Here is a 23,907-nt window from a genome sequence, read left to right as displayed (position 1 = left end):
TTCGTTGTATTGCCCCAAAAAAACGGGTATTCTAAGGGTAGGTGGTGAAACGATGGGCTTAACTTTATACTGGTACCCAAAATGCGGCACATGCCGTAATGCAAAGAAGTGGCTGGACCGTCATGAATTGCAATATGAAGCGATTCATCTCGTGGAAAATCCCCCTTCTCGGGCAGAAATTGAACAGTTATATAAAAATAGTGGATTAGAGTTGAAGAAGTTTTTCAATACGAGCGGGCAAAAATACCGCGAGCTTGGTTTAAAAGACAAACTGAAAGAAGCTTCAGAGAACGAGATGCTCGATATATTGGCTACGGATGGCATGCTTTTGAAAAGGCCGATTGTTACGGACGGTTCAAAGGTGACAGTAGGTTTCAAAGAAGAACAATTCGATGAGACCTGGAGCTAAGACTTTACAAAACATTTGGATAATTCCTTATCATGACAAAGAATCTACCTTATAATGTAATAGATAAAATATAAGCTGTAATATGGAGGGAATTAATATGTCAACGCCAAAAGAACTTCGTTATACAAAAGAACATGAATGGGTCAAAACGGAAGAGGGTACAGTACGAATAGGGATTACTGAATTCGCTCAGTCGGAACTTGGGGACATCGTTTTTGTTGAACTTCCAGAGATTGGATCTGAACTGAAAGCGAACGAGCCCTTTGGCAGTGTAGAATCCGTTAAAACGGTATCTGAACTTTATGCTCCGATTAGCGGCAAGGTCGTTGAAATCAATGAAGAGTTAAATGACAATCCTGAATTCGTTAATGAATCTCCGTTTGAAAAAGCATGGATGATCGTCCTTGAACCATCAGACAGCAGTGAAGTTGAAAAACTGATGAGTGCAAACGAATATGATAGCCTGATAAACGGGTAAGTAAGGTGAGGGGGGAGGCTTTAATTAAGCCTGCTCTTTTTCAATTTGAGTGGAGACGGGGTGATGAGATGGAATGGGATGTACCCGATAAAGTGATTATGGTTGAAGGCCTTTCAGACAAGCGCAAAGTGGCATCCGTTCTGGACGAAGAAGTGGAAATCAGATGTACCAATGGCACCATTTCTTTAACGAAGTTGGATGAAATGGTGGATGAATTGATAGGCAGGGACGTTTACATCCTTTTTGACGCAGATGAGTCAGGGGAAAAGCTAAGGAAACAATTTCGTCGGGAACTGCCGGAAGCAAGGCATTTGTACATAGATAGGATGTACAAGGAAGTCGAGGATACCCCAGAACATCACATCGCTTCCGTGCTACTAACTGCAAATATGAAAGTGAAAACTAAATTTACAAGTAAAAGGATGGAAGAGTAACTGATGGAGGAATGGAAAGAAGAAGACTTTAAGCAAGCTGTTGATCAAGGGAACACTTTTAGCTTATATCTATACACACCTTTGTGTGGAACCTGCCAGGTGGCTTCAAGAATGCTTTCCATAACACTAGAGCTGTTCCCGGAAATGAAGGCTGGAAAAATGAACATGAATTATGTCCAGACATTGGCTGAACGATATGAAATTGAGAGCGTACCTTGTCTTTTGCTTTTTGAAAAAGGAAAGATGACAAAAAAAATATATGCCTTTCAGTCTGTTCCTTATTTGTATGGATTGCTGAAAGAGATAAGCTAAAAGCCGATCCTACATGGATTGGTTTTTTTGTTAAAGTCATGGGGGGGAAATAGCATTCGTATTAATGATTGAATATTCTAATAACTAATTGACTACCTGCTACTAAAGTGCTATATTTTGTATGAAGTACATACGTTATAGACGCATCATACACGAGGATGGAATGTCTGCCATTTACAAAACGCGCTTATCCAGGCGACATCGTTCAATAGGGAAATTTCTATGGACGGTGGCGGGAAGTTCCGACTTCTTCATATTATAAGGTTCCTTGCATATAACAAGAGAAGAGGCAATATCGCTTTAATCCCTACTAAAACAATGGAAGAAGGGGAGAATATAATGACAGAAAAAAATTACCGCTTTGAGACGTTGAGTGTGCATGGCGGTTTAAAAGTCGACGAAACGGGTGCCCGCGCCGTGCCCATTTATCAAAGTAATGCTTATTTGTTCAAAGATACAGATCATGCAGCGAATCTGTTTGGATTAAAAGAGAATGGCTATATCTATACGAGGCTTCACAATCCCACTGTCAGTGTCTTTGAAGAAAGAATGGCCCTGTTAGAAGGGGGAATCGGTGGATTGGCAGTTGCAAGCGGCATGGCCGCTATATCCCTTTCCATCCTTAATATCGCTGGTATGGGGGATGAAATCGTTTCTGCTTCAACACTGTACGGCGGGACCTATAATTTATTTGAAAATACACTCCCTAAATACGGAATCAAAGTGAAATTCGTCTCACCTGATGATCCGGAAAATTTCAAACGGGCAATCACTCCACGAACGAAGGCCATATTTGCCGAAACAATCGGCAACCCAAGCTTAAGGGTTCTTGATATCGAAAAAGTGGCGGAAATAGCCCACGAAGCAGGGATACCTCTTATCATCGATAACACTTTCGCAACGCCGTATCTGTGCCGACCAATAGACTTTGGGGCGGATATTGTCATCCATTCAGCTACAAAGTGGCTATTGGGTAACGGTACGACATTAGGGGGAGTCATCATCGACGGTGGTAAATTCGATTGGAATTCGCCTAATTATCCAGGCTTTACGGAACCTGACCCTAGTTATCATGGACTTGTCTATTCCGAAGCGGTAGGGCCTGCTGCCTTTATCACGAAAGCGCGTGTGCAATTGCTTCGGGATTTGGGACCGACGTTAAGTGCTCAAAGTGCATTCCAGTTCACGCTTGGCCTGGAAACGCTCCATGTCAGGATGAAGGAACACCTGTTGAATACGAGGACAGTCATTCAATACTTGGAGAACCATCCGGCAGTCTCATGGGTTTCTTATCCGGGTAACGATGATCATCCCGATAAAGCCCTTGTGGATAAATATTTGCCTAAGGGAGCCGGATCTGTGGTGACGTTTGGAATTAAGGGTGGACGTGAAGCAGGTTCCACACTCATCAATTCGGTAGAGTTATGGTCGCATGTCGCCAATGTCGGGGATGCTAAAAGCCTAATCATCCACCCAGCAAGTACAACTCACCAGCAATTGAATGATGCAGGACTGGTCAAGGCCGGTGTCAGCGCCGACCAGGTTCGCCTTTCAATCGGTATTGAAAATGTAGACGATTTACTTGAAGATCTAGAGCAAGCGATTGAAAAAGCGACGAATATCGTGTCAGTGAATTCTCAAAGAGTTTAATGGAGAAACAGGTACACCCTAGGATTTTACATTGCACTCCTTTTTTATCTGTGTTAAAATTTCAGACATAGTAAAGTGAATGTTAAGACAAAAAAGAATAGTCCATATATAGCTCTTATCAAGAGAGGTGGAGGGATGTGCCCGTTGAAACCCGGCAACCGACAAGGATTTTCCTTGGAAAGGTGCCAATTCACACAAAGCGTAGAGGCTTTGGGAGATGAGAGGAAGGCCTGCTTTTCCCTGCCTTTCTGCTCATGCAGAAGGGCTTTTTCTATTTTCTTTGAATCATAGAGGATAGATTCATCAGGAGGCCATAAAAATAAATCGACTAAATTCATAGGCTTAATTGGATAAAGAGGTGAGCATACATGATTACATTGTCAAACGTCAGTAAACTTTTTCGAACAGGAAAAGGAAATAGCGAAACGATTCATGCCGTGAATAGTGTGAATTTAGAAATAAATAAAGGCGAGATTTTCGGAGTCATCGGATACAGTGGGGCTGGCAAGAGTACGCTCATACGTATGCTGAATGGGTTGGAACGGCCTACTGAGGGCTCCGTGAACGTTGCGGGAAATGAAGTTTCAACAATTAAAGGGTCTAAGCTTCGTAAAGCCCGTCAAGAGATTAGCATGATTTTTCAGCATTTTAATCTCTTGTGGTCAAGGACCGTTCAAGAAAATATATCCTTTCCTCTGGAAATTGCGGGCATCTCCAAGCAAGAACGCATCAAGCGCGTCAATGAACTCATTAAGTTAGTTGGATTGGAAGGAAGAGAAAAAGCGTATCCATCGCAGCTAAGTGGTGGACAGAAGCAAAGGGTGGGAATAGCGAGGGCTCTTGCCAATAACCCGAAAGTGCTTTTGTGTGATGAGGCCACGTCCGCTCTAGATCCCCAGACAACCGATTCCATCCTGGAATTGCTTGTGGATATAAATCAACGCCTTGGTTTAACCATTGTCTTGATTACACATGAGATGCATGTCATTCGGAAGATTTGCAATCGAGTGGCTGTGATGGAAAGTGGACGGGTAGTCGAACAGGGAGCTGTCCTGGAAGTATTCAGAAACCCTAAAGAACAGATGACTAAGCGTTTTGTTCAGCAGGTGACAGAACCAGAAGAGACAAAAGAAACGATGGAGCATTTGTTTGAACGGTATCCAGCAGGAAAAGTGATTCAACTGACATTCGTGGGGGATCATGCAGAAAGCCCGTTGATCACAAAATTGGTACGTAATTTTGAGTTGGATGTGAACATTGTCCAGGGGAAAATATCACAAACGAGAAGCGGCTCATATGGAACATTGTTCATCCACCTTGATGGCAGTGAAGATGAAATGCTCCGCGCAATCGAATTCATAAAAGCACAGCAGGTAGGCGTGGAGGTGATTACTCATGCTTGAAGAATTATTGCCGAATGTAGATTGGGAAGACATCATAGAAGCGACGAAAGAAACGCTGTATATGACAAGTATTTCAGTTGTAGCGACCTTTTTTATAGGGATACTATTGGGGTTGCTTCTGTTTTTAACAGGCAAGGGGAATATGTGGGAGAATCGGGGCGTTAACGGTGTGTTAAGTGCTTTCGTTAATATTTTCCGTTCGATTCCATTCCTTATCTTGATTGTATTATTAATTCCGTTCACCAAATTACTTGTCGGTAGCATGATTGGTGAGAATGCGGCATTACCAGCACTCATTATCGGTGCAGCACCATTTTATGCGCGGATGGTCGAAATCGGCCTTCGTGAGATTGATAAAGGCGTGATTGAAGCGGCTAAATCAATGGGAGCCAAAACCAGCACCATCATTTATAAGGTCCTCCTTCCAGAATCGATGCCGGCCCTTATATCAGGCATCACGGTAACATCGATTGCATTGGTTGGATACACGGCAATGGCAGGTGTCATCGGGGCTGGTGGATTGGGTAACTTAGCCTATCTGGACGGTTATCAACGGAATCACAACGACGTTACCCTGGTAGCGACGATTGTCATATTAATTATTGTCTTCATCATACAGATTATCGGTGATGTGATTACTTCTAAATTGGATAAAAGATAAGGGGAGATGAAAAGGATGAAAAAGTTTTTAGGGATTGCATTCGTTCTAGTTTTATCAATTGCATTGGCGGCTTGCGGAACGGATAAAGAGAAAGATACAGGTAGTGGCGATGATACGAAGAAGTTAGTGGTGGGTGCATCGAATGTACCACATGCAGAGATTCTTGAAAAAGCGATTCCTCTTCTTAAAGAAAAAGGCATTGAATTGGAAGTGGAAACATTCCAAGACTATATCTTGCCAAACAAGGCTTTGAACAATAAAGAACTGGACGCGAACTACTTCCAGCACATTCCTTATTTAGAATCTCAAATTAAGGAAAATGGATATGATTTTGTTAATGCAGGCGGCATCCATATTGAACCAATTGCTTTGTATTCACAAAAATATAAAAGCATTGATAAGCTTCCAGAAGGAGCAACAATCATTTTAAGCAGCTCTGTTGCAGACCATGGACGTGCCTTATCACTTTTAGAAAAGAATGGCCTGATTACTCTTAAAGAAGGCATTGATAAAACGACAGCTACAGTAAAAGATATTGTCGAGAATAAGAAGAACATTAAATTCGATGCAGATTATGAAGCGGCATTACTTCCGAAGATCTATGAAAGCGGCGAAGGAGATGCGGTCCTAATCAACTCTAACTATGCAATCGACGCTGGCTTGAATCCACTTAAAGATTCCATTGCAATAGAAGATTCTGAATCACCATATGTGAACGTGATCGCTGTTAATAAAGGTGACGAAGACAAAGAAGAAATCAAGACGCTTGTGGAAGTATTACATTCCAAAGAAATTCAAGATTTCATTCTTGAGGAATATGAGGGTGCAGTCGTACCTGCAAAGGAATAAAGCAACGAAAGACGACCTGGATTTCCAGGTCGTTTTTAAGTTGGGGTTTAAAGTTGAAAGCAAAGGGTATAGAATAGACGAAGAAACAAAATGATTCACAAATTTGAAAGGATGGTTCACTATCAATACTTTAGATTTAAACGTAACGAGCGAAATGGAAAAAGCTATGCAGTTATCACATGGGGTTGGGTACAGTGAATACAGCAGAAATTTAGACCTTCGTATCGAGGTTGAAAAAGTAAGAGATAGGGAACATGAGCAATGCAATAAAATGGTTCTGGAATTACAACGTAAAATCCACGGATAAGCATATATTAGAGTCTTTCAAAAATCGGTCTGTAGAGGTAAAATGAAAAGTGATCTGTTGTACGTACCGGATCCTGCTCATTACTCCTGCAGATCGATTTTTTTCATGATAAGGGCCAACCGTCTTCCCCTTGAACTTTTCGGGAATATCTTATTATGAATGGAATCCCGAATAATTAGCTAACATTAACGAAAACTAAAATAAGGGCATATTTGCAGTGAAAAGCCTTTATACGGTCGTTTTATAACAATAGGGCAGGTTTCCACTCCCTAGCGAGTAAAAACCTCCATCTATATTAGTTGATTCTAAATTGGATTTGTTATAAAATTGTAATGAGAATAAAGTGAGAATGATTTTTTGAAAACTATAGACAAGAAAGTGATTTTCACTTTCTGTAATAAAATAGGAATTAAGTTCACGGAGGTATTATTATGTCAGGTTCAACATTAACGGTAAAAGATCTTCATGTATCAATAGAAGGCAAAGAAATTTTAAAAGGGGTTAACCTGGAAGTAAAAGGCGGAGAAATCCATGCAATCATGGGGCCGAACGGAACAGGTAAATCCACTTTATCTTCAGCAATCATGGGTCACCCTAAATATGAAGTAACAAGCGGAAGCATCAGTTTTGATGGTGAAGACGTATTGGAAATGGAAGTTGACGAACGTGCTCGTGTTGGTCTTTTCCTTGCTATGCAATATCCAAGTGAAATCAGTGGTGTTACAAATGCAGACTTCTTGCGTTCGGCTGTCAATGCACGCCGTGAAGAAGGCGACGAAGTTTCACTTATGAAATTCATCCGTCAAATGGATAAAAACATGGAATTCCTTGAAATGGATGAAGATATGGCTCAACGTTATTTGAATGAAGGATTCTCTGGCGGAGAGAAAAAACGTAATGAAATCCTTCAATTAATGATGATTCAACCAAAAATCGCCATTTTGGATGAAATTGACTCAGGTCTTGATATCGATGCACTTAAAGTCGTTTCTAAAGGAATCAATGAAATGCGTGGAGAAGACTTCGGTTGCTTGATCATCACTCACTACCAACGTCTACTAAACTACATCACACCTGATTTCGTACACGTTATGATGCAAGGTCGCGTCGTTAAATCAGGCGGTCCTGAATTAGCTGCACGACTAGAAGCAGAAGGTTATGACTGGATTAAACAAGAATTGGGCATTGAAGACGAAACTGTTGGCGAAGAAGCGTAAGTAGGAGGATTTGCAATGACTACAGAAATGAAATTATCGCTTGAAAAAGAGGACATAAGCTCTTATTCAACAAAAAATAATGAGCCATCTTGGCTATCAGACCTTCGAATCAAAGCTTTTTCAGATTTAGAAGAGCTTCCGATGCCTAGACCGGATAAAACGAAGATAGATAAATGGAATTTCACTTCATTCAAAACCCATACGGTTGAAAGTGAAGCATTTGCTTCTTTAGAAGAACTTCCAAAAGAGATTAAATCGATCATTGAAGAAAATGAAAATCTATACATTCAACGCAATAATACGCCGGCACATATTAATTTGTCAGCAGCTATAAAAGAACAAGGCGTTATCTTCACGGATATTTTCACAGCGGCTCGAGATCATGCTGAGTTAGTACAGAAGTATTTCATGAAAGATGGCGTGAAAGTGAATGAACACCGTTTAACGGCTCTACATGCTGCATTGCTTAACGGGGGAGCATTCCTATATGTTCCGAAAAATGTAGAAATCAAAGAACCAATCCAAGCAGTATTCTTGGTGGATAATCCTGAAACTACACTGTTCAATCACGTATTGATCGTAGCGGAAGATAATAGTTCTGTAACATACGTGGAGAACTACTTCTCGGCCGTTGAGTCTAATGAAGGCATCGCTAATATCGTAACGGAAGTGTTTGCGAATGCAAATGCGAAAGTGGAATATGGTGCTGTTGACACTCTATCCAAAGGATTCACAACATATGTGAACCGTCGTGGGGTAGTTGCACGCGATGCTCGTCTTGAGTGGGCACTTGGATTGATGAACGATGGTAATACGATTTCAGATAATACAACCAATCTAATAGGTGATGGCTCTTACGGAGATACAAAATCCGTAGTGGTTGGACGCGGGGAACAAAAACAAAACTTCACGACAGCCGTTGTTCATTTCGGAAAACGCTCTGAAGGCTTCATCCTTAAGCATGGTGTTATGAAAGACAGTGCATCAACCATCTTTAATGGTATTGGTAAAATAGAGTATGGTGCAACAAAGGCCAATGCGGAACAGGAATCACGTGTATTGATGTTAAGTGAAAAGGCACGTGGAGACGCTAACCCAATCCTGTTAATCGATGAGGATGATGTTACGGCAGGACATGCTGCGTCTGTCGGCCGTGTTGATCCCCTTCAACTTTATTACTTGATGAGTCGTGGTATCGCGAAAAAAGAAGCAGAAAGACTTGTCATTCACGGATTCTTGGCCCCTGTTGTAAATCAACTTCCAATCGAAGGAGTTAGAAAACAACTAGTCGAGGTCATTGAAAGGAAAGTACAGTAATGAACCCATACGAAATTCGTAAGCTTTTTCCGATATTAGATCAAGAAGTCAATGGTCAGCCATTAGTTTATTTAGACAGCGCTGCAACATCTCAAAAACCGGCTGCTGTCATTGAAACGATTGAAAATTATTACCGCGGTTTCAACTCTAATGTTCACCGTGGTGTGCATACACTTGGAACAAAAGCTACGGATGCGTATGAAGGTGCACGTGAAAAAGTTCGTAAATTCATCAATGCATCCTCTACTGAAGAAATCATATTCACTAGAGGAACGACTACATCCTTAAATACCGTAGCGAAGAGTTACGGTGGTGCAAATATTAAAGAAGGTGACGAAATTGTCATCTCCTATATGGAACATCATAGTAATATCATTCCATGGCAGCAGCTCGCTAAAGAAAAGGGTGCTGTACTGAAATATATTCCGCTACAAGAGGATGGAACGATTTCGCTTGATGATGTGCGGGCTACCATTACGGATGCCACGAAAATCGTGTCTGTCATGCAGGTTTCCAATGTGCTTGGTGTGATTAATCCTGTTAAGGAAATCGCAAAGATCGCGCATGAACATCATGCAATCATGGTGGTGGACGGAGCGCAAAGTACACCGCATATGAAAGTGGATGTCCGTGATTTAGATTGTGATTTCTTTGCTCTTTCAGGCCATAAAATGGTCGGTCCGACTGGAATCGGCGTATTATATGGTAAAAAGGAACTTCTCGAAAAAATGGAGCCGATTGAATTTGGTGGAGAGATGATCGACTTCGTAGGTTTGTATGAATCTACTTGGAAAGAACTCCCTTGGAAATTCGAAGCCGGAACTCCAATCATCGCAGGTGCCATCGGTCTTGGTGCTGCCATTGATTTCTTGGAAGAAATCGGCATGGATCAAATCGAACAGCATGAACACAAACTTGCTGCCTATGCGATCGATAAGTTGTCTGAAGTGGAAGGCCTTACGATTTATGGCACAAAAGATCCGAAAAAACGTGCCGGTGTAGTAACCTTTAATATAGATGACGTCCATCCACATGACGTCGCTACCGTCCTAGATGCAGATGGAATCGCTGTCCGTGCCGGTCATCATTGCGCTCAGCCTTTAATGAAATGGCTGGACGTATCATCGACAGCAAGAGCAAGTTTCTATCTATATAACACGGAAGAAGAGATCGATAAGCTAGTGTCCGGGCTTGTCAAAACGAAGGAGTATTTCAGTAATGTCTTTTGATAACTTAGATACACTTTACCGTCAGGTCATCATGGATCACTATAAGAAACCCCGTAACAAGGGTATGCTTGAAGATGGAAGTTTGACCATCGATATGAATAATCCCACATGCGGCGATCGTATTCGTTTAACGATGAAAATCGAAAACAATAAGGTCAGTGATGTTAAATTCGATGGCGATGGCTGTTCGATTTCAATGAGCTCGGCTTCCATGATGACTCAAGCCATCAAAGGAAAAGATATAGATACGGCTTTAGCGATGTCCAAGACTTTTTCAGAAATGATACAAGGAAAAGAGTATGATGATGAAATCGACCTTGGTGACATTGAAGCACTTCAAGGGGTCTCTAAGTTCCCTGCACGAATCAAGTGCGCGACTCTAGCCTGGAAGGCCATGGAAAAAGGTTTAAAGGAATAATTAAATTTAAATGAGCTGTTGTAGATTCAGCCATTTGAAATGGAGGAATACAAGCTATGGCTAAAAAGATGCCTGAAATTGGCGATTATAAATATGGCTTTGCGGATAAAGATATTTCCATCTTCCGTTCAAAGCGCGGCCTGACAAAAGAAATCGTGGAAGAAATTTCACGCATGAAAAGTGAACCACAATGGATGCTAGATTTCCGTTTGAAATCATTGGAGCATTTTTACAATATGCCGATGCCTCAGTGGGGCGGAGACCTAAAAAGCTTGAACTTCGACGAAATCACTTACTATGTGAAACCATCTGAGAAGTCCGAGAAATCATGGGATGAAGTGCCTGATGAAATCAAGCAAACGTTTGATAAATTAGGAATTCCTGAAGCGGAGCAAAAATATTTAGCAGGGGTTTCTGCTCAATATGAATCCGAAGTGGTTTACCACAACATGAAGGTAGAATTAGAAGACATGGGTATCGTATTTAAAGATACGGATTCCGCTCTTCGTGAAAATGAAGATATCTTCCGCGAGCATTTCGGTAAAACGATTCCGCCAACGGATAATAAATTCGCTGCCTTGAATTCAGCTGTATGGTCCGGTGGATCATTCATCTATGTACCAAAAGGCGTGAAAGTGGATACACCGCTTCAAGCATACTTCCGTATTAACTCAGAAAACATGGGTCAATTCGAACGTACGCTGATCATCGTCGATGAAGGAGCATCCGTTCATTATGTTGAAGGTTGTACAGCACCAGTTTATACAACCAATTCCCTTCATAGTGCGGTCGTGGAAATTGTCATCAAAAAAGACGCATATTGCCGTTATACGACAATTCAAAACTGGGCTAACAATGTGTTTAACTTGGTTACGAAACGTGCGGTTTGTGATGCGAATGCAACGATGGAATGGATTGATGGAAACATCGGTTCTAAATTGACGATGAAATACCCAGCCGTCATCTTAAAAGGTGAAGGCGCTCGTGGTATGACATTATCCATTGCCATTGCTGGTAAGGGTCAACATCAAGATGCAGGAGCGAAAATGATTCACCTTGCTCCTAACACTTCTTCAACAATCGTATCAAAATCGATTTCTAAACAAGGCGGGAAAGTAACTTACCGTGGTATGGTCCATTTCGGACGTAAAGCCGAGGGAGCCCGCTCAAATATCGAATGTGATACATTAATCATGGATAATCAGTCAACATCTGATACAATCCCATACAATGAAATTTTAAATGACAATATTTCTCTTGAGCATGAAGCGAAGGTTTCCAAAGTATCAGAAGAGCAATTGTTCTACTTGATGAGCCGTGGAATCTCTGAGCAAGAAGCAACAGAAATGATCGTCATGGGCTTCATTGAGCCATTCACAAAAGAGCTTCCGATGGAATATGCGGTAGAAATGAACCGCTTAATCAAGTTCGAAATGGAAGGTTCTATTGGTTAATCATCTATATATGTTTTAAACAAACGTTGTAGATGGAATAAAGTGAAGGAAACCGGGTGTGCACATGCCATTTCGGTTTTCCTTTGCCGGAAGAAGGCGAACTTAGTTCGTCTTCTTCTATTTTTTTCTGTTGATCATCTTAAAGGGTTTAGACGATTGAAGGGAAAGTACCAATCAAGCAGGTACTTTTTTTGTCTTTAAAAGAAAGTACATATAGGTAGAGGTGGATATTGTGGATTGGCTGATTCAGAATAAAGAATGGGTTTTCGTAGGAATCGGTGTTAGCCTTGTTTTAGGGCTGACTGGGATATTCCTGAAAAAGGGGGAACCGAACTCCCAGCCGGTTTCCGGAAATCGTTCTAAGAGTCATGGAAGGGATCATAGTGGTGCGATTAGGCATCATGATGAATAAACTGAACCGTTTTGGCTGAATGGTTCTAAAATATTAAGTCTGAAAAAGGTCCTTATCCAAGGGCCTTTTTCATTTACTCATTATCTGCACGAAATGATAGGTTAAAAGGGAAGAATTCTTGCTGGATGTATGTGTAACAACCGGTAGATTTTGATATGATAAAGGAATAGGAAACCAGTCGTATGAGAAGCAGGAAGAGTGAATCGAGTGACAGTGCTTATACGTTTTGAAGTCAGTAGTGAAAGGGTAAAAAAAGTATAGTATAAGTGGTTTAGGAGGGGTGAAGAGTGATATACATTGGCTTAACAGGTTGGGGGGACCATGATTCATTATCATTCGATAAAGTTCCCACTCGTGACAAGCTGAAGGTATATGGAGCGCATTTTCCAACGGTTGAGGTGGATGCATCTTTTTATGCCATTCAGCCGAGGCGGAATATAGAAAAGTGGATAGCCGAGACACCAGATTCCTTTCAATTTGTTGTAAAAGCCTATCAGGGAATGACTGGTCACCAAAGAGGTGAGATTCCTTTTGAAAGTAAAAAAGAGATGTTCACTGCATTCCGGGAATCTCTTGAAGCTTTTCAAAAGTCGGGTAAACTCGCGATGGTCCTTTTTCAGTTTCCGCCATGGTTTGATTGCAAACGGGAGAATGTTCAGTATCTCCGATGGTGTAGGGCGGAGATGGGGGATATTCCTGTGGCCATTGAGTTCAGGAACCAAAGTTGGTACCGACCGAATAGGGTCCAGCAGACACTCGAGTTCATCGAGCAAGAAGGGTGGATTCACACGGTATGTGACGAACCAAAGGCAGGAGAAGGTTCCATCCCCCTTGTCCTCAAGGCTACGCATCCAGATAAAACGTTAGTACGCTTTCATGGACGCAATATCCACGGTTGGCAGAAACCAGCTTCTGGAGCAAACTGGCGGGAAGTGCGCTATTTATATCGCTATAACCAACAGGAATTAACCGACTGGGTGGGAAAACTTCGCCTATTAGAAAAGCAGAGTAAGGATGTATATGTATTGTTCAACAATAACTCTGGTGGGGACGCGGCGGATAATGCCAAACAATTTATCGATTTGCTAGGCCTTACATATGAAGGATTGGCTCCTAAGCAACTTGGTTTGTTTTAATTTGGACTATATAATGAATAAAGACTGGGTGGGCAAACTAGAAGAAGAGCTTTAGCTCACAAATCGATAAAGGCGGATTTCTTCATGATATGGGTATTATTAATTAGTGTGGGTTTATTGGCGGGTACAATCGGGGCCCTTGTAGGATTAGGGGGCGGAATCATCATAGTGCCTTCGCTCTTATTTCTAGGTAGCTCCACAGAGGTGATGGGCGCCTTGACGCCACAAGTAGCGGTTGGTGTTTCAACAGTCATCATGATTTTCACTGGATTGGCTTCCACTTTATCTTATATGAAGCATAAAGTAGTGGATTATAAGGCCGGTCTCATTTTCTTTGCTGGAAGCGCCCCAGGGGGGATCATCGGAGCTTATGTGAACAAAGTTCTCAATGTGGATGCATTTTCGCTGTACTTCGGCCTTTTTATGATAGTGATGGCCATCGTCTTATTGGTGAAAGATAGATTGCGACCGATCACCTTCAAACCGGGGACCGGAAAAATCACCAAGACTTATATAAACAAAAATGGACAGGCATCCACTTATGGATATCAGCCCTTGGTGGCCATATCCATCTCATTTGTCGTGGGGATCAGTTCCGGGTTATTTGGCATTGGCGGAGGATCGCTCATGGTCCCGGTCATGATGCTGGTATTTTTCTTCCCGCCCCATGTGGCTGTGGCGACATCGATGTTCATGGTATTTTTATCTTCCATTACGAATTCCATCACGCATATCTCTCTGGGGAATGTTCATTGGCCATATGTGATTGCCTTGATTCCAGGGGCTTGGCTTGGTGCGAAACTTGGAGCTTTTGTGAATACACGCCTGAACAGCTCAGCACTTGAGAACATGCTGAAATTGGTTCTGATCATTATTGGGCTACGTCTTATTTACCAAGGTATAACAGGATAACGAGGGGGAAAAATGATGTCAGAAATCATACATCTATATCACACCAATGATTTTCACAGTCATTTTGAAAATTGGCCTCGTATTGATAAGTTTCTTAAAGAAAGAAGACAACTTCATCAAGAAACGGGAGAGGAAGCGGTCATACTAGATATAGGAGACCATGTCGACCGCTGGCACCCATTCTCAGAAGGTACGATGGGTAAGGGGAATATTGACCTTCTGAACGAAGCGGGTTATCAATATGTAACAATCGGCAATAACGAAGGCATTACATTGCCTCATGAAGCGTTGGATACTTTGTATAATAAAGCTCATTTCAAGGTATTGGCAGCGAATATCTATTACCTGAACGATACTAGGCCCCAATGGGCGCTTCCTTACTGGATACATACCACGAAAAAAGGTACAAAGCTTGGCATGATCGGGCTGACCGCCTTTTTCCAAAAGTTTTATCGTGCATTGGATTGGCATATTGCCGATCCATTTGCGGAATTACAAAAACAGATAGAAAAGATCAAGGAAATGGCAGATGTAGTGATCGTTCTTTCTCATCTGGGCATACATGATGACGAAAGAATGGCAGAAGACTTTCCGGAAATAGATATCATTCTTGGTGCTCACACCCATCATATTCTTCATCAAGGAAAACTCGTCAACCAAGCATTACTTTGTGGTGCGGGAAAATATGGGTTTTATATTGGTCAAGTGGAATTGACCCTTAATGACAAAAAAGAAGTAATCAAGAAGACGGCCATGCTCTACGATACCAACGACCTTCCCGAATTGGAGGGCGAGCGGAGCTGGATTGAAGATATGAACCAAGTCGGGAGGGATGCTCTCAAACAAGTTGTCCTATCCTTACCTGAACCTTTGGAGAATGATTGGTTTAAAGTGTCGCCGCTTACGAAGATTCTAGGTGAAGCGTTACGAGAGTGGAGCGAAGCGGACTGTTCCTTTGTGAATGCTGGGCTGTTATTGGAAGGCTTGCCACAAGGTCCCGTCTCCAAAGGGGATATTCACCAGATCTGTCCCCATCCGATCAATCCGTGCATCGTTGAAGTGAATGGCCGGGAATTGAAGGAAATCCTCATGCTTTCCCGAAATGAGGAGTGGCCCCATATCCAGGTGAAGGGCTTCGGATTCCGAGGAAAGATCATGGGAGTCATGCACTATGATCAAATAGAATTTAAACGGACGAAAAACGGAATCGTTAAAGAAATCAGCGTGAAAGGTACAAAGATTCAACCGGATCAAACCTATAAACTGGCCCTACCAGATATGTTTACGTTCGGGCACTTCTTCCCAAGCATTCAGCGCTCCAAACAAAAGGAGTACTTAATGCCAGAATTTTTACGTGATATCCTTTTATGGAAGTTGAAAAAAATGTATCCCGACAACTAGGTATATATCACGGTTCCTCCCTCCTTTTCATAATATATGAGAAAGAGGGGGCGAAACCAATTGATTAACATGATGCCAATAATGATCGATAGCAAAACATTCTTAGCCATCTCCGTCCAACTGCCCAAAACCAATCTGCTTGCCGTAGCATCCGAAAAGGGATATATCATGTGCGGAGCATTAGACGTCGGTCTTTTGAATGAAACGTTAAAGGACCGGAAAATCCTTGCAGGAAGGGCTATAGGCGTTAAAACGATAGAAGAGTTACTGGATGCACCTCTCGAAACCGTTACGTGGGAGGCTGAAGAAAAGGGCATTTACCGGGGAATGATTGGAAGGAAGGCATTAATGAAAATGATTTAATTATAAAGGCTTTCCTTTAAATAGAGGGGGCCTTATTTTTAATTGAAAAAAATAAATAGGTTTCAGGTTGAATTTCCACAAATATAGCCGATATTTTCTATAAGGAACTATTTAAAATTTTGAATCTGAAACGGAGTATTAGTATGAGGCTATCCATTACAGCGTCGCTTAATCCGGGAGAGCGGCTCGGTATGAACATCTATAATGAGCAGGGCACCATCCTTTTGAGCGAGGGGCTAACATTGACACAAAAAATGATCAATCGATTGGTTGCCCTTAATATTCCCTTTGTTTATATTCAAGATTCTAGAACGGATGACATCATGCCAAAGCCACCGATTTCTGGGGAACTAAGGCGAGAGGCCCTTCAAACGATAGAAGCCACTTTTCTGGAAATCAAAAATGGCGTCAAGGTGAATAGTGCATTTACCATCGAGAAGGCCGCGTTGAAATTCACCCATCTCGTACGAAGTATCATGGAAGAGTTGAAAAACAGCAACGAATTGCTGACTTTACTGGCTGACGTCTATACATATGATGATTATATTTTTACTCATTCCTTTAATGTGACGCTATACACACTTGCTTTAGGTATGGAATTGAAGCTAGAAAAAAAACAGTTAGAAGTTCTTGGGCTGGGCGCCATTCTACACGATGTCGGCAAGATGCTTGTACCAGTGGATATCTTGAGAAAGCCGGGTAAGCTAACCGAGGAAGAGTTTGAGCAAATTCAAAAGCATCCCGAGTATGGATTTCATTTAATTAAAAACGTATATACGGTTTCACTCATCGTCGCGAATTGCGCCTATCAACACCATGAAAGGCTGGATGGGTCTGGATATCCCCGTGGGGTCAGGGGGGACGAAATTCATTATTACGGTAAAATCATTGCGGTCGCCGATGTATTCGATGCGGTTACATCTAATCGCGTTTACCGCAAGGCGATGCTTCCCCATGAGGGCTTGGAAATCTTATATGCAGGTGCAGGGAAAAAGTTCGACAAACAGATAATCGAGGCTTTTCGCCGGGCGGTGGCCATTTATCCTAACGGATTAACTGTGGAACTGAATGATGGGAGAAAAGGAATCGTCTCTTCCCAAAACGAGGGAATAGGGGATCGACCCGTTGTACGTATCCTTGAGGAACCTAACCATAAAGTAGTGCATCCATATGAGGTGGATTTACGGACAGACCTCCATTTGCTGATAAAGGAGTGCCTGAATATACAAGAAAACAGCTTAACCTTATAAAGGGCAAGCTGTTTTTTACTTCTTATCTTCCTTCTCGTCCTTCATGATGGCAGGAGCGACCGTGCCGCTTCCGTTGCTATAATAACTTGGGACATCCCCCTGCATCAAAATGCTGCCAACCTTCACTTCCTGGCTGACTTTGGTTTCTTTTGTGAATGAGGGGATGACAATCTGGATATTGACATTGAAATCGACGGCCATTTCGTAATACACATTATTGATGCCGGCGTTTGTGAGTTTGGTTTTTAAATCCGACTGGACATTCCCGATGACGGACATTTTCACGGGAATCTTGGGTCCATAATTGGAAAGAAGGCTATTTCCGGTTACCACCCCTAAGGGGACATAATACACCACCGTTTTATATTGTTCATCATTAAGTTTGGCTGGTTCCTTTTTGTTGAAGGGATTTCCCTTTTTAATTCCGAGATTATTTTGAATGTCCTTTGTGATGTTGGAACGTAATTCATTATAGATCCCAGGGTTAAAGCTGTAGGAGGGGTTGGCATCGTCATTTTTGTTGGTGACGATGATCTTTTCCATATCGACTTTAGAGATATTGTCATCAACAGCTTCGTGAATGGTCTCGGTTGCAATCCGCTTGATTTCATTTTCTGCCACTTTCATGATGACCGGTTCAATTTCCTTATCAACGTAACGAAGCGTCAGGATGCTTGATAGGATAAAAAGGATGAATGAATAAAGAAAAACCTTTCTGGTAGGAAGAGGTCCTTTTTTGCGGAACTTTTTTGGGCGGAATCTTTTTCGAAACACACTTTAGCCCCCTTTACTAATACTTATGCATAAAGTTCGGGGGTTTATGTTCGTTATATAACAAAAAGCAGCGAAGGAACCCAACGCCGCTCATCTTGTTTTTTTTGCTAAATCCTTTCGTTCCCACATTTTCAAATAAGGATAGGGATCAAAACTCCACTCGGTGATTCCATTATCTTTATACATCCCATAATGGAGATGAGGCGGGAATTTTCCGGATGTCCCGGGCGGTCCGTAACCCGTACTGCCCACACCGCCGATGACCTGACCAGGCTCGACGATTTGTCCCACCTTCAAACCTTCAGAAAAACCGCTTAAATGGGCGAAGTAATGGTACGTATTGTTTAGGTCACGTATGCCAATCCGCCACCCTCCATATTTATTCCACCCCTTCATTTCAATGATCCCATAACACGTAGAACGGACGGGAAGGCTATAGTCCGCGAATATATCCGTTCCTTCATGAATCCTTCGGCCTCCCCATCCTCGAGCACTCCCCCATGTATTTAAATACGTATAATGAGTCCGTACGGGTACAGGGAAGGCTTTTTCCTGTAAATCTAGCCTGCCATACTTTTTATAGATATGGGCGTGGCCAATGATGATGCTGACTGTCTTGTCCCTTTTATAATAATCAAATAGTCCAATCCGGATATTATCTTCATCTGTGCCGTAATACAGGAGATGCTTGGCAAAGGCATATAAACGGTCGGTGTCGTTTTCCAGTTCCGCTTTTCCGTCCCCGTTGCCATCCTGCCCCAATCCATCGAAGAAAGAGATGGAAAGCGGGTTTGAGTCGGTGAGGTTAGGATTAAGGGCCCCTCTCCACCTCGAAGGCTCCATGTGGATCCCTATCAGGCCCTTGGCCGGTTCCAAATCGTTCCGGGAAAGTCGCAGGCTATGTTCGTATTGGTCGGCTCCTGCAAGGTAATACCAAGGAATCTGCAAGGTGGCCTCCATGTTTTTATATAGTTCCATCCTCCCTTGATAGGGATCCGGGGTTTCGGCTGCCGATACTGATGGAATATGGGTATTCAAACAAAACAAACAGGCGATGAAGAAAAGTAATCCCTTTTTCAAAGAGGCAGCTCCTTTCGTAGACAATTCGTATTCATCCTTTCGTGTAGCTGGACATCGAGCTAAATGCTTTTCTTTCTGCTTCTTCTATAGTTTTACTGATTTAGCTTTAAACATGAAAAATAAATAATGGTAAACCTCCTATAACTTGTATATTTGCGTTATTATTGTTAAAGTAGGGTGTCATAATTTCTCAGAATGGAGTGACTTTCTTGTCTACTACTAATAAAGAAATTCTTCGTAAACCAGACTGGCTGAAAATTAAATTAAATACAAATGAAAATTATATGGGTCTGAAAAATATGATGAGGGAAAAAAATCTTCATACCGTTTGTGAAGAGGCAAAATGTCCGAATATACATGAATGCTGGGCGGTTAGACGGACAGCCACATTCATGATTTTAGGTGAAATTTGCACGAGGGCTTGCCGGTTTTGTGCAGTCCAGACAGGCCTTCCCAATGAATTGGATTGGGCCGAACCTGAACGTGTAGCGGATTCCGTCGTGTTAATGAATCTAAAGCATGTGGTGATTACGGCCGTGGCCCGTGATGATTTAAAGGATGGGGGCGCCGCTGTTTTTGCTGAAACAGTCCGGGCGATCCGGCGTAAGAATCCGTTTACATCCATTGAAGTCCTACCTTCTGACATGGGTGGCGAATACGACAATATTAAGATGTTGATGGATGCTAAGCCTGATATCCTGAACCATAATATCGAGACGGTAAGAAGCCTTTCCGATAAAGTACGGGCTAAAGCGAAATATGAGCGATCATTGGAGCTATTAAAAAGGGCAAAAGAATTACAGCCGGAAATACCGACAAAATCCAGTTTAATGGTAGGGCTAGGGGAGACGCGTGAAGAAATCCTTGAAACCATGGATGACCTTAGAGCACATCATGTGGATATCATGACGATCGGCCAATATTTACAACCGACGAAAAAGCATTTAAGGGTGTTGAAATACTATACACCGGAAGAGTTTGCGGAATTAAAGGAAAGGGCATTGGAAAAGGGGTTCAGCCATTGTGAATCCGGTCCGCTCGTCCGTTCTTCCTACCATGCAGATGAACAGGTGAATGCTGCGGCCAAGCATAAACATAGTAAAGGTGAAGAGTTACTGAAATAAAAAGGAAAGGACCGATTCTTATTCGGTCCTTTCTTAGGTTCATGCTAGTTAATCCATGGTCTTTTGACGAATGTTATCATGACGATCTCTTTTGTCATTCATCATTTCGCCATTTTCATTTTCTACATTACTCATCTTGTAGCCTTGAGGGGACTTGAGCATATTTTTGATGGTTTGTTCAATTGTATAATCCATTCCTTGACTGCCAGAACCCAGTGTGGCGAAATTCTCGATATCCTGTGCGTGTGTTTGGTCGTCACTTACATATACATGATAGTAACGGGGTACGACGCCCATGGCAGTACGTTTCACCTGGTCAGCCGTTTCAGTCCGGTTTTTTGAATCCGTATCATAAACGACTAGTACTTCCTCATCCGTGACGAGTGTAGCGACGTCATTGACATTTGGTAGCTGAACGCTTAGTGTTGAAATCATATCAGCTAGCTGTTCGCGATCGATGGAGGCCGTTTTATTGTCGATGTTTCTTCCATCAACGGTCGTTTTATTCGTACGGGTAAAGCCGAAATCGTCACGATTGGTGTCTTGATTACGATTATCCTCGTCATAATACTTCGACGGGTTATTTACATTTTGTGGGTCACCTGCACCCCTGTCATTATTCATCAAACCGTTGCTTTGATCTTGATTGCCCGAGCAGCCCGTTAGAGCAATAATTGAGCTTAAACCTACCGTTAGGATCATTTTTTTCAACGGAAACACCCCCTTGTCTAATAGGGTGAACATATTTCTTGATTTTTCGCTTAGTAATTAATGGGGAATCAGTTATAATTTAAAGAAGGAATGCATTTTAAAGAGGTGAAACGTATGATCAACATCAATAACCTGACGTATGAAATCATTGAAGACGAAAGAGAAGGCTATAATGAAGAAGCATTTAAAGCAAGATACAGTGAGATATTAACGAAGTATGATTATATTGTCGGGGATTGGGGTTACGGTCAATTGAGACTCCGCGGTTTTTTCGACGACACTAATCAGAAAGCCACCTTTGACACGAAAATTAGCACGCTCAGTGAATATCTATATGAATACTGTAATTTTGGTTGCCCGTATTTCGTCGTAAAGAAAATTAAAAAGTAAAAAGAGCCAGAATGGATTCTGGCCTTTTTCATTTCTCTCGATCATGAGTTTCCGTACCCTTTATATGGAGGTTGAATATGTTTTTCCGGGTCATCATGGGTTGGATGAGCACCGGGATACTTCCGCTGTAGGTTTTCATGAAGCGATTTATTTTCATAATTGAATGCACTCTGATAACGTTGTCCTTCTAGCCACGGCGTGGTTTTATTTTCAACGGGAGCATCCTGATTAATGGGCGATCCGAACGGTCCCTCTGGAAACTCTTCTGGAATTAGAAAGTCCTGTTGTTTTTGCACGGTTGAAAAATCGTGGTATGTTTCCTCTTTTTTATCCAAGGCAATCCCTCCTCATGTACTCCATACATTCAGTAGGTTACCCTCTTTTAAGAAAAAACGGCGCACTTAGATGATTTCCATTAAAAAGTGGGTAAGTTCCTCCGCTTCCGCTTCTGTCAGTGAAAATGCATGTTCAAGATAGCCTTCCTCTTCCAAATCATCCGGCCCGATAATGGCAAAACGATTGCTCTGCATATTCAGCACAAGTTTTTTTCCATAAAAACGGTCGGTCATCGTAATGGCAAAATCATATCTGGATTCCTCTCCCATAAAACTAATGAACCTGGTTTTCGTATCAACTAAATCATTGTATAAATAAAAACGATCTTCCACAGTATCACACCTTTCCCCTTGCCTGCAATTGGTAGTACCATCATCATAACAAAACGGCTGCCATAGGGAAACAGACATTTTTGTCGCCTGCCAAGTTGCCGTTTCTTCAAGAAATGAGTATTTAGTATGAAGTTTCTGATAAAACGACAAAATTTTTCTGTTTTAAGCTAAAAAAATCCCTATTTATGTTAGAATATAGGAAAAATAACCCGGAATAGAGGAAGATTCTATGACATCGTTAAAGGGTAAAGGGTATATATTACTAGGAAAATGGTTCAAGGTATTTTCCTCATCAGCCAAACTTCGGTTCTACCCGCCACAGTTCGCCCTAAGAAAGCCAGTGGTTCGCGCGGTGGAAGCGGCTATTTCCCATGATTATGAAGTGGCAGTCATAGTTTTTAACGTAAAAGAATTACTCGAACTTAAAGAAAAGGGCCAGCACGAAGAACTTCCCCAGTTCATTACCAGTTTGAAACAGGCATTTAAAAAGGTTGTAATAGATCAAGTACGGGAAGAAAACCTATTGACGATACATGACTATTATTCAGACGGCATTACTCTCCTAATGAACATAAAAGGGTCGTCGAAATCATTGATCTATATGGATGAATTGATCCGTTCCATTTCCAGGGAAGTGAAAGAAAGGTTGCTTAGTGTTAACCCTGAACAAGCGGTCACTTTAAACACAGGATACATGTTCGTGGAGCATAAGCATTATTCGATTGAGGGAGCCCTTGATAAAGCGCATAGGCAAGCGGTCACCATGGCAGAAGCTGAATCACCGATGAATGAAATGCGGGAATCGATTAATCAAATTATCGAGAATGGGAATATTAACTTACTGGCACAACCCATTTTTGATGTGGCGACCAATCAAATCAAGGCATATGAAGTGCTGACCCGTGGCCCGCGTGGTACAGAGCTCGAGAACCCATTGGCGCTTTTCGCAGTGGCCAGGCAGACGGGACGGTTATATGATTTGGAGAAAATCGTTTTGGAAAAGTCCTTCAGACAGATTTCCGAGAATGAGTCCCCCCAGAATGTGTTTATCAATTTCACCCCGGTAACGCTCAGTGATCCCCGGTTCGTAAATGAAGTAAAGGATATGCTCAAGAAATACAAAGGTGTGCATGCTAATCAGATCGTCATGGAAATTACCGAAAGAGACCCGATTCTAAATATAGAAGAATTCATTGAAAGCATTAGAGGGTTACGTGAATTGGGGTTCCGTCTAGCGGTGGATGATACGGGAGTAGGATACTCAAGTCTCTACGCGATCATAGAAATCATGCCGGAGATCATTAAAATCGATCGATCGGTCATCGAGAATATCGATCATAATGCCGTGAAAGAAACGATGTTAAAAGGACTTTTACTGATTGCCAAGGAGACAGGATCCGTTGTCGTGGCAGAAGGAATTGAGAGTATAGGAGAAGCTATGGTATTATCAAGGAATAGGGTTGATTTGGCGCAGGGGTATTACTACGCTAGACCTTCAACTGTAGATAAAATTTCTATATCATCTTAAGAATCAGAAAGGATCTGGGA

At 42.0% G+C, this 23,907-nt stretch carries 28 protein-coding genes and 1 riboswitch; of the genes, 23 read left to right on the top strand and 5 right to left on the bottom strand.

Annotated elements, in window-relative coordinates:
* The first annotated feature begins 52 nt into the window (after window positions 1-52).
* From AC503W_RS18630 to AC503W_RS18535, 20 genes are all read left to right on the top strand, one after another.
* Entirely contained in the window at window positions 53-409 is a 357-nt protein-coding gene (locus AC503W_RS18630) for an arsenate reductase family protein (RefSeq protein WP_427685720.1), read from the top strand.
* Window positions 410-506: 97 nt separating this feature from the next.
* Window positions 507-887, top strand: a complete 381-nt coding sequence (gene gcvH / locus AC503W_RS18625; protein ID WP_427685718.1) for a glycine cleavage system protein GcvH — start codon at window positions 507-509, stop codon at window positions 885-887.
* Window positions 888-955: 68 nt separating this feature from the next.
* Window positions 956-1,321 carry a toprim domain-containing protein gene (locus AC503W_RS18620; RefSeq protein WP_402990022.1) on the top strand — a complete coding sequence of 122 codons (366 nt, stop codon included), beginning with the start codon at window positions 956-958 and terminating at the stop codon, window positions 1,319-1,321.
* A 3-nt stretch (window positions 1,322-1,324) separates the two neighbouring features.
* Complete coding sequence (locus AC503W_RS18615) at window positions 1,325-1,633, top strand: thioredoxin family protein (RefSeq protein ID WP_402870937.1); 309 nt, start codon at window positions 1,325-1,327, stop codon at window positions 1,631-1,633.
* A 339-nt stretch (window positions 1,634-1,972) separates the two neighbouring features.
* Complete coding sequence (locus AC503W_RS18610) at window positions 1,973-3,283, top strand: O-acetylhomoserine aminocarboxypropyltransferase/cysteine synthase family protein (protein ID WP_427685715.1); 1,311 nt, start codon at window positions 1,973-1,975, stop codon at window positions 3,281-3,283.
* Between the two features lie 112 nt (window positions 3,284-3,395).
* A riboswitch (SAM riboswitch) is annotated at window positions 3,396-3,507 on the top strand.
* 144 nt (window positions 3,508-3,651) lie between these two features.
* Window positions 3,652-4,686: a methionine ABC transporter ATP-binding protein gene (locus AC503W_RS18605; protein ID WP_402870943.1), complete on the top strand. Its 1,035-nt coding sequence runs from the start codon at window positions 3,652-3,654 to the stop codon at window positions 4,684-4,686.
* Window positions 4,679-5,347, top strand: coding sequence for a methionine ABC transporter permease (locus AC503W_RS18600; protein ID WP_402870946.1), 669 nt, complete (start codon window positions 4,679-4,681; stop codon window positions 5,345-5,347). Before AC503W_RS18605 ends, AC503W_RS18600 begins: the two co-directional genes overlap by 8 nt.
* Window positions 5,348-5,362: 15 nt before the next feature.
* Window positions 5,363-6,196 (top strand): MetQ/NlpA family ABC transporter substrate-binding protein, encoded by an 834-nt coding sequence (locus tag AC503W_RS18595; RefSeq protein WP_427685713.1) that lies wholly within the window; start codon window positions 5,363-5,365, stop codon window positions 6,194-6,196.
* 154 nt (window positions 6,197-6,350) lie between these two features.
* Window positions 6,351-6,503 carry a YuzK family famiily protein gene (locus tag AC503W_RS18590; protein WP_483878323.1) on the top strand — a complete coding sequence of 51 codons (153 nt, stop codon included), beginning with the start codon at window positions 6,351-6,353 and terminating at the stop codon, window positions 6,501-6,503.
* A gap of 431 nt (window positions 6,504-6,934) precedes the next feature.
* A complete protein-coding gene (sufC, locus tag AC503W_RS18585) occupies window positions 6,935-7,720 on the top strand; it encodes a Fe-S cluster assembly ATPase SufC (protein ID WP_402870953.1) in 786 nt (261 codons plus the stop codon).
* Between the two features lie 15 nt (window positions 7,721-7,735).
* On the top strand, window positions 7,736-9,037 hold the full coding sequence (sufD, locus tag AC503W_RS18580) for a Fe-S cluster assembly protein SufD (RefSeq protein WP_402870955.1): 1,302 nt from the start codon (window positions 7,736-7,738) through the stop codon (window positions 9,035-9,037).
* The gene (locus tag AC503W_RS18575; protein WP_402954373.1) at window positions 9,037-10,266 is read left to right on the top strand and encodes a cysteine desulfurase; all 1,230 of its coding nucleotides are present in this window, start codon (window positions 9,037-9,039) and stop codon (window positions 10,264-10,266) included. The genes sufD and AC503W_RS18575 overlap by 1 nt, the downstream gene beginning before the upstream one ends.
* A complete protein-coding gene (sufU, locus tag AC503W_RS18570; protein ID WP_427685711.1) occupies window positions 10,256-10,684 on the top strand; it encodes a Fe-S cluster assembly sulfur transfer protein SufU in 429 nt (142 codons plus the stop codon). The genes AC503W_RS18575 and sufU overlap by 11 nt, the downstream gene beginning before the upstream one ends.
* Window positions 10,685-10,740: 56 nt before the next feature.
* Window positions 10,741-12,138, top strand: coding sequence for a Fe-S cluster assembly protein SufB (sufB, locus tag AC503W_RS18565; protein ID WP_402870963.1), 1,398 nt, complete (start codon window positions 10,741-10,743; stop codon window positions 12,136-12,138).
* 232 nt (window positions 12,139-12,370) lie between these two features.
* The gene (locus tag AC503W_RS18560) at window positions 12,371-12,550 is read left to right on the top strand and encodes a hypothetical protein (protein WP_427685709.1); all 180 of its coding nucleotides are present in this window, start codon (window positions 12,371-12,373) and stop codon (window positions 12,548-12,550) included.
* A 287-nt stretch (window positions 12,551-12,837) separates the two neighbouring features.
* The gene (locus AC503W_RS18555; protein ID WP_427685708.1) at window positions 12,838-13,686 is read left to right on the top strand and encodes a DUF72 domain-containing protein; all 849 of its coding nucleotides are present in this window, start codon (window positions 12,838-12,840) and stop codon (window positions 13,684-13,686) included.
* Window positions 13,687-13,770: 84 nt separating this feature from the next.
* Window positions 13,771-14,598, top strand: a complete 828-nt coding sequence (locus AC503W_RS18550) for a sulfite exporter TauE/SafE family protein (protein WP_402954364.1) — start codon at window positions 13,771-13,773, stop codon at window positions 14,596-14,598.
* A gap of 12 nt (window positions 14,599-14,610) precedes the next feature.
* On the top strand, window positions 14,611-15,999 hold the full coding sequence (locus AC503W_RS18545; RefSeq protein ID WP_494915372.1) for a bifunctional metallophosphatase/5'-nucleotidase: 1,389 nt from the start codon (window positions 14,611-14,613) through the stop codon (window positions 15,997-15,999).
* A 60-nt stretch (window positions 16,000-16,059) separates the two neighbouring features.
* Entirely contained in the window at window positions 16,060-16,362 is a 303-nt protein-coding gene (locus AC503W_RS18540) for a YunC family protein (RefSeq protein ID WP_402870974.1), read from the top strand.
* A gap of 143 nt (window positions 16,363-16,505) precedes the next feature.
* Window positions 16,506-17,612: an HD-GYP domain-containing protein gene (locus AC503W_RS18535; RefSeq protein WP_402954358.1), complete on the top strand. Its 1,107-nt coding sequence runs from the start codon at window positions 16,506-16,508 to the stop codon at window positions 17,610-17,612.
* A gap of 15 nt (window positions 17,613-17,627) precedes the next feature.
* On the opposite strand, the gene yunB is transcribed toward AC503W_RS18535, so the two are convergent.
* Window positions 17,628-18,386 (bottom strand): sporulation protein YunB, encoded by a 759-nt coding sequence (gene yunB / locus AC503W_RS18530; RefSeq protein WP_402954355.1) that lies wholly within the window; start codon window positions 18,384-18,386, stop codon window positions 17,628-17,630.
* 90 nt (window positions 18,387-18,476) lie between these two features.
* On the bottom strand, window positions 18,477-19,442 hold the full coding sequence (locus AC503W_RS18525; RefSeq protein WP_402955114.1) for a M23 family metallopeptidase: 966 nt from the start codon (window positions 19,440-19,442) through the stop codon (window positions 18,477-18,479).
* Window positions 19,443-19,675: 233 nt separating this feature from the next.
* On the opposite strand from AC503W_RS18525, the gene lipA reads away from it, so the two are divergent.
* Complete coding sequence (gene lipA / locus AC503W_RS18520; RefSeq protein ID WP_402870983.1) at window positions 19,676-20,590, top strand: lipoyl synthase; 915 nt, start codon at window positions 19,676-19,678, stop codon at window positions 20,588-20,590.
* A gap of 48 nt (window positions 20,591-20,638) precedes the next feature.
* Here the strand turns inward: lipA and AC503W_RS18515 are convergent, their stop codons facing one another.
* Window positions 20,639-21,292: a YhcN/YlaJ family sporulation lipoprotein gene (locus AC503W_RS18515; RefSeq protein ID WP_402871337.1), complete on the bottom strand. Its 654-nt coding sequence runs from the start codon at window positions 21,290-21,292 to the stop codon at window positions 20,639-20,641.
* A gap of 123 nt (window positions 21,293-21,415) precedes the next feature.
* On the opposite strand from AC503W_RS18515, the gene AC503W_RS18510 reads away from it, so the two are divergent.
* Window positions 21,416-21,691, top strand: coding sequence for a YutD family protein (locus AC503W_RS18510; protein ID WP_230159383.1), 276 nt, complete (start codon window positions 21,416-21,418; stop codon window positions 21,689-21,691).
* Window positions 21,692-21,732: 41 nt separating this feature from the next.
* Here the strand turns inward: AC503W_RS18510 and AC503W_RS18505 are convergent, their stop codons facing one another.
* The gene (locus AC503W_RS18505; protein WP_402870984.1) at window positions 21,733-22,026 is read right to left on the bottom strand and encodes a cytosolic protein; all 294 of its coding nucleotides are present in this window, start codon (window positions 22,024-22,026) and stop codon (window positions 21,733-21,735) included.
* Window positions 22,027-22,092: 66 nt separating this feature from the next.
* A complete protein-coding gene (locus tag AC503W_RS18500; RefSeq protein WP_402871339.1) occupies window positions 22,093-22,359 on the bottom strand; it encodes a DUF3055 domain-containing protein in 267 nt (88 codons plus the stop codon).
* Window positions 22,360-22,588: 229 nt separating this feature from the next.
* Here AC503W_RS18500 and AC503W_RS18495 point away from each other — a divergent pair, with 229 nt between their 5' ends.
* Window positions 22,589-23,887: an EAL domain-containing protein gene (locus AC503W_RS18495; RefSeq protein ID WP_402954352.1), complete on the top strand. Its 1,299-nt coding sequence runs from the start codon at window positions 22,589-22,591 to the stop codon at window positions 23,885-23,887.
* The last annotated feature ends 20 nt before the right edge of the window (window positions 23,888-23,907 follow it).

This window comes from Peribacillus suis (assembly GCF_059384845.1).
The sequence above is the reverse complement of the archived record's forward strand: the minus strand, read 5'-3'. Positions and strand labels throughout refer to the sequence as shown.

What these genes read in the sequence shown, in the direction of transcription:
- AC503W_RS18630 (WP_427685720.1), top strand. Translation starts at nt 53, where the DNA reads ATGGGCTTAACTTTATACTGGTACCCAAAATGCGGCACATGCCGTAAT.
- gcvH (WP_427685718.1), top strand. Translation starts at nt 507, where the DNA reads ATGTCAACGCCAAAAGAACTTCGTTATACAAAAGAACATGAATGGGTC.
- AC503W_RS18620 (WP_402990022.1), top strand. Translation starts at nt 956, where the DNA reads ATGGAATGGGATGTACCCGATAAAGTGATTATGGTTGAAGGCCTTTCA.
- AC503W_RS18615 (WP_402870937.1), top strand. Translation starts at nt 1,325, where the DNA reads ATGGAGGAATGGAAAGAAGAAGACTTTAAGCAAGCTGTTGATCAAGGG.
- AC503W_RS18610 (WP_427685715.1), top strand. Translation starts at nt 1,973, where the DNA reads ATGACAGAAAAAAATTACCGCTTTGAGACGTTGAGTGTGCATGGCGGT.
- AC503W_RS18605 (WP_402870943.1), top strand. Translation starts at nt 3,652, where the DNA reads ATGATTACATTGTCAAACGTCAGTAAACTTTTTCGAACAGGAAAAGGA.
- AC503W_RS18600 (WP_402870946.1), top strand. Translation starts at nt 4,679, where the DNA reads ATGCTTGAAGAATTATTGCCGAATGTAGATTGGGAAGACATCATAGAA.
- AC503W_RS18595 (WP_427685713.1), top strand. Translation starts at nt 5,363, where the DNA reads ATGAAAAAGTTTTTAGGGATTGCATTCGTTCTAGTTTTATCAATTGCA.
- AC503W_RS18590 (WP_483878323.1), top strand. Translation starts at nt 6,351, where the DNA reads ATGGAAAAAGCTATGCAGTTATCACATGGGGTTGGGTACAGTGAATAC.
- sufC (WP_402870953.1), top strand. Translation starts at nt 6,935, where the DNA reads ATGTCAGGTTCAACATTAACGGTAAAAGATCTTCATGTATCAATAGAA.
- sufD (WP_402870955.1), top strand. Translation starts at nt 7,736, where the DNA reads ATGACTACAGAAATGAAATTATCGCTTGAAAAAGAGGACATAAGCTCT.
- AC503W_RS18575 (WP_402954373.1), top strand. Translation starts at nt 9,037, where the DNA reads ATGAACCCATACGAAATTCGTAAGCTTTTTCCGATATTAGATCAAGAA.
- sufU (WP_427685711.1), top strand. Translation starts at nt 10,256, where the DNA reads ATGTCTTTTGATAACTTAGATACACTTTACCGTCAGGTCATCATGGAT.
- sufB (WP_402870963.1), top strand. Translation starts at nt 10,741, where the DNA reads ATGGCTAAAAAGATGCCTGAAATTGGCGATTATAAATATGGCTTTGCG.
- AC503W_RS18550 (WP_402954364.1), top strand. Translation starts at nt 13,771, where the DNA reads ATGATATGGGTATTATTAATTAGTGTGGGTTTATTGGCGGGTACAATC.
- AC503W_RS18545 (WP_494915372.1), top strand. Translation starts at nt 14,611, where the DNA reads ATGATGTCAGAAATCATACATCTATATCACACCAATGATTTTCACAGT.
- AC503W_RS18535 (WP_402954358.1), top strand. Translation starts at nt 16,506, where the DNA reads ATGAGGCTATCCATTACAGCGTCGCTTAATCCGGGAGAGCGGCTCGGT.
- AC503W_RS18515 (WP_402871337.1), bottom strand. Translation starts at nt 21,292, where the DNA reads ATGATCCTAACGGTAGGTTTAAGCTCAATTATTGCTCTAACGGGCTGC.
- AC503W_RS18510 (WP_230159383.1), top strand. Translation starts at nt 21,416, where the DNA reads ATGATCAACATCAATAACCTGACGTATGAAATCATTGAAGACGAAAGA.
- AC503W_RS18495 (WP_402954352.1), top strand. Translation starts at nt 22,589, where the DNA reads ATGACATCGTTAAAGGGTAAAGGGTATATATTACTAGGAAAATGGTTC.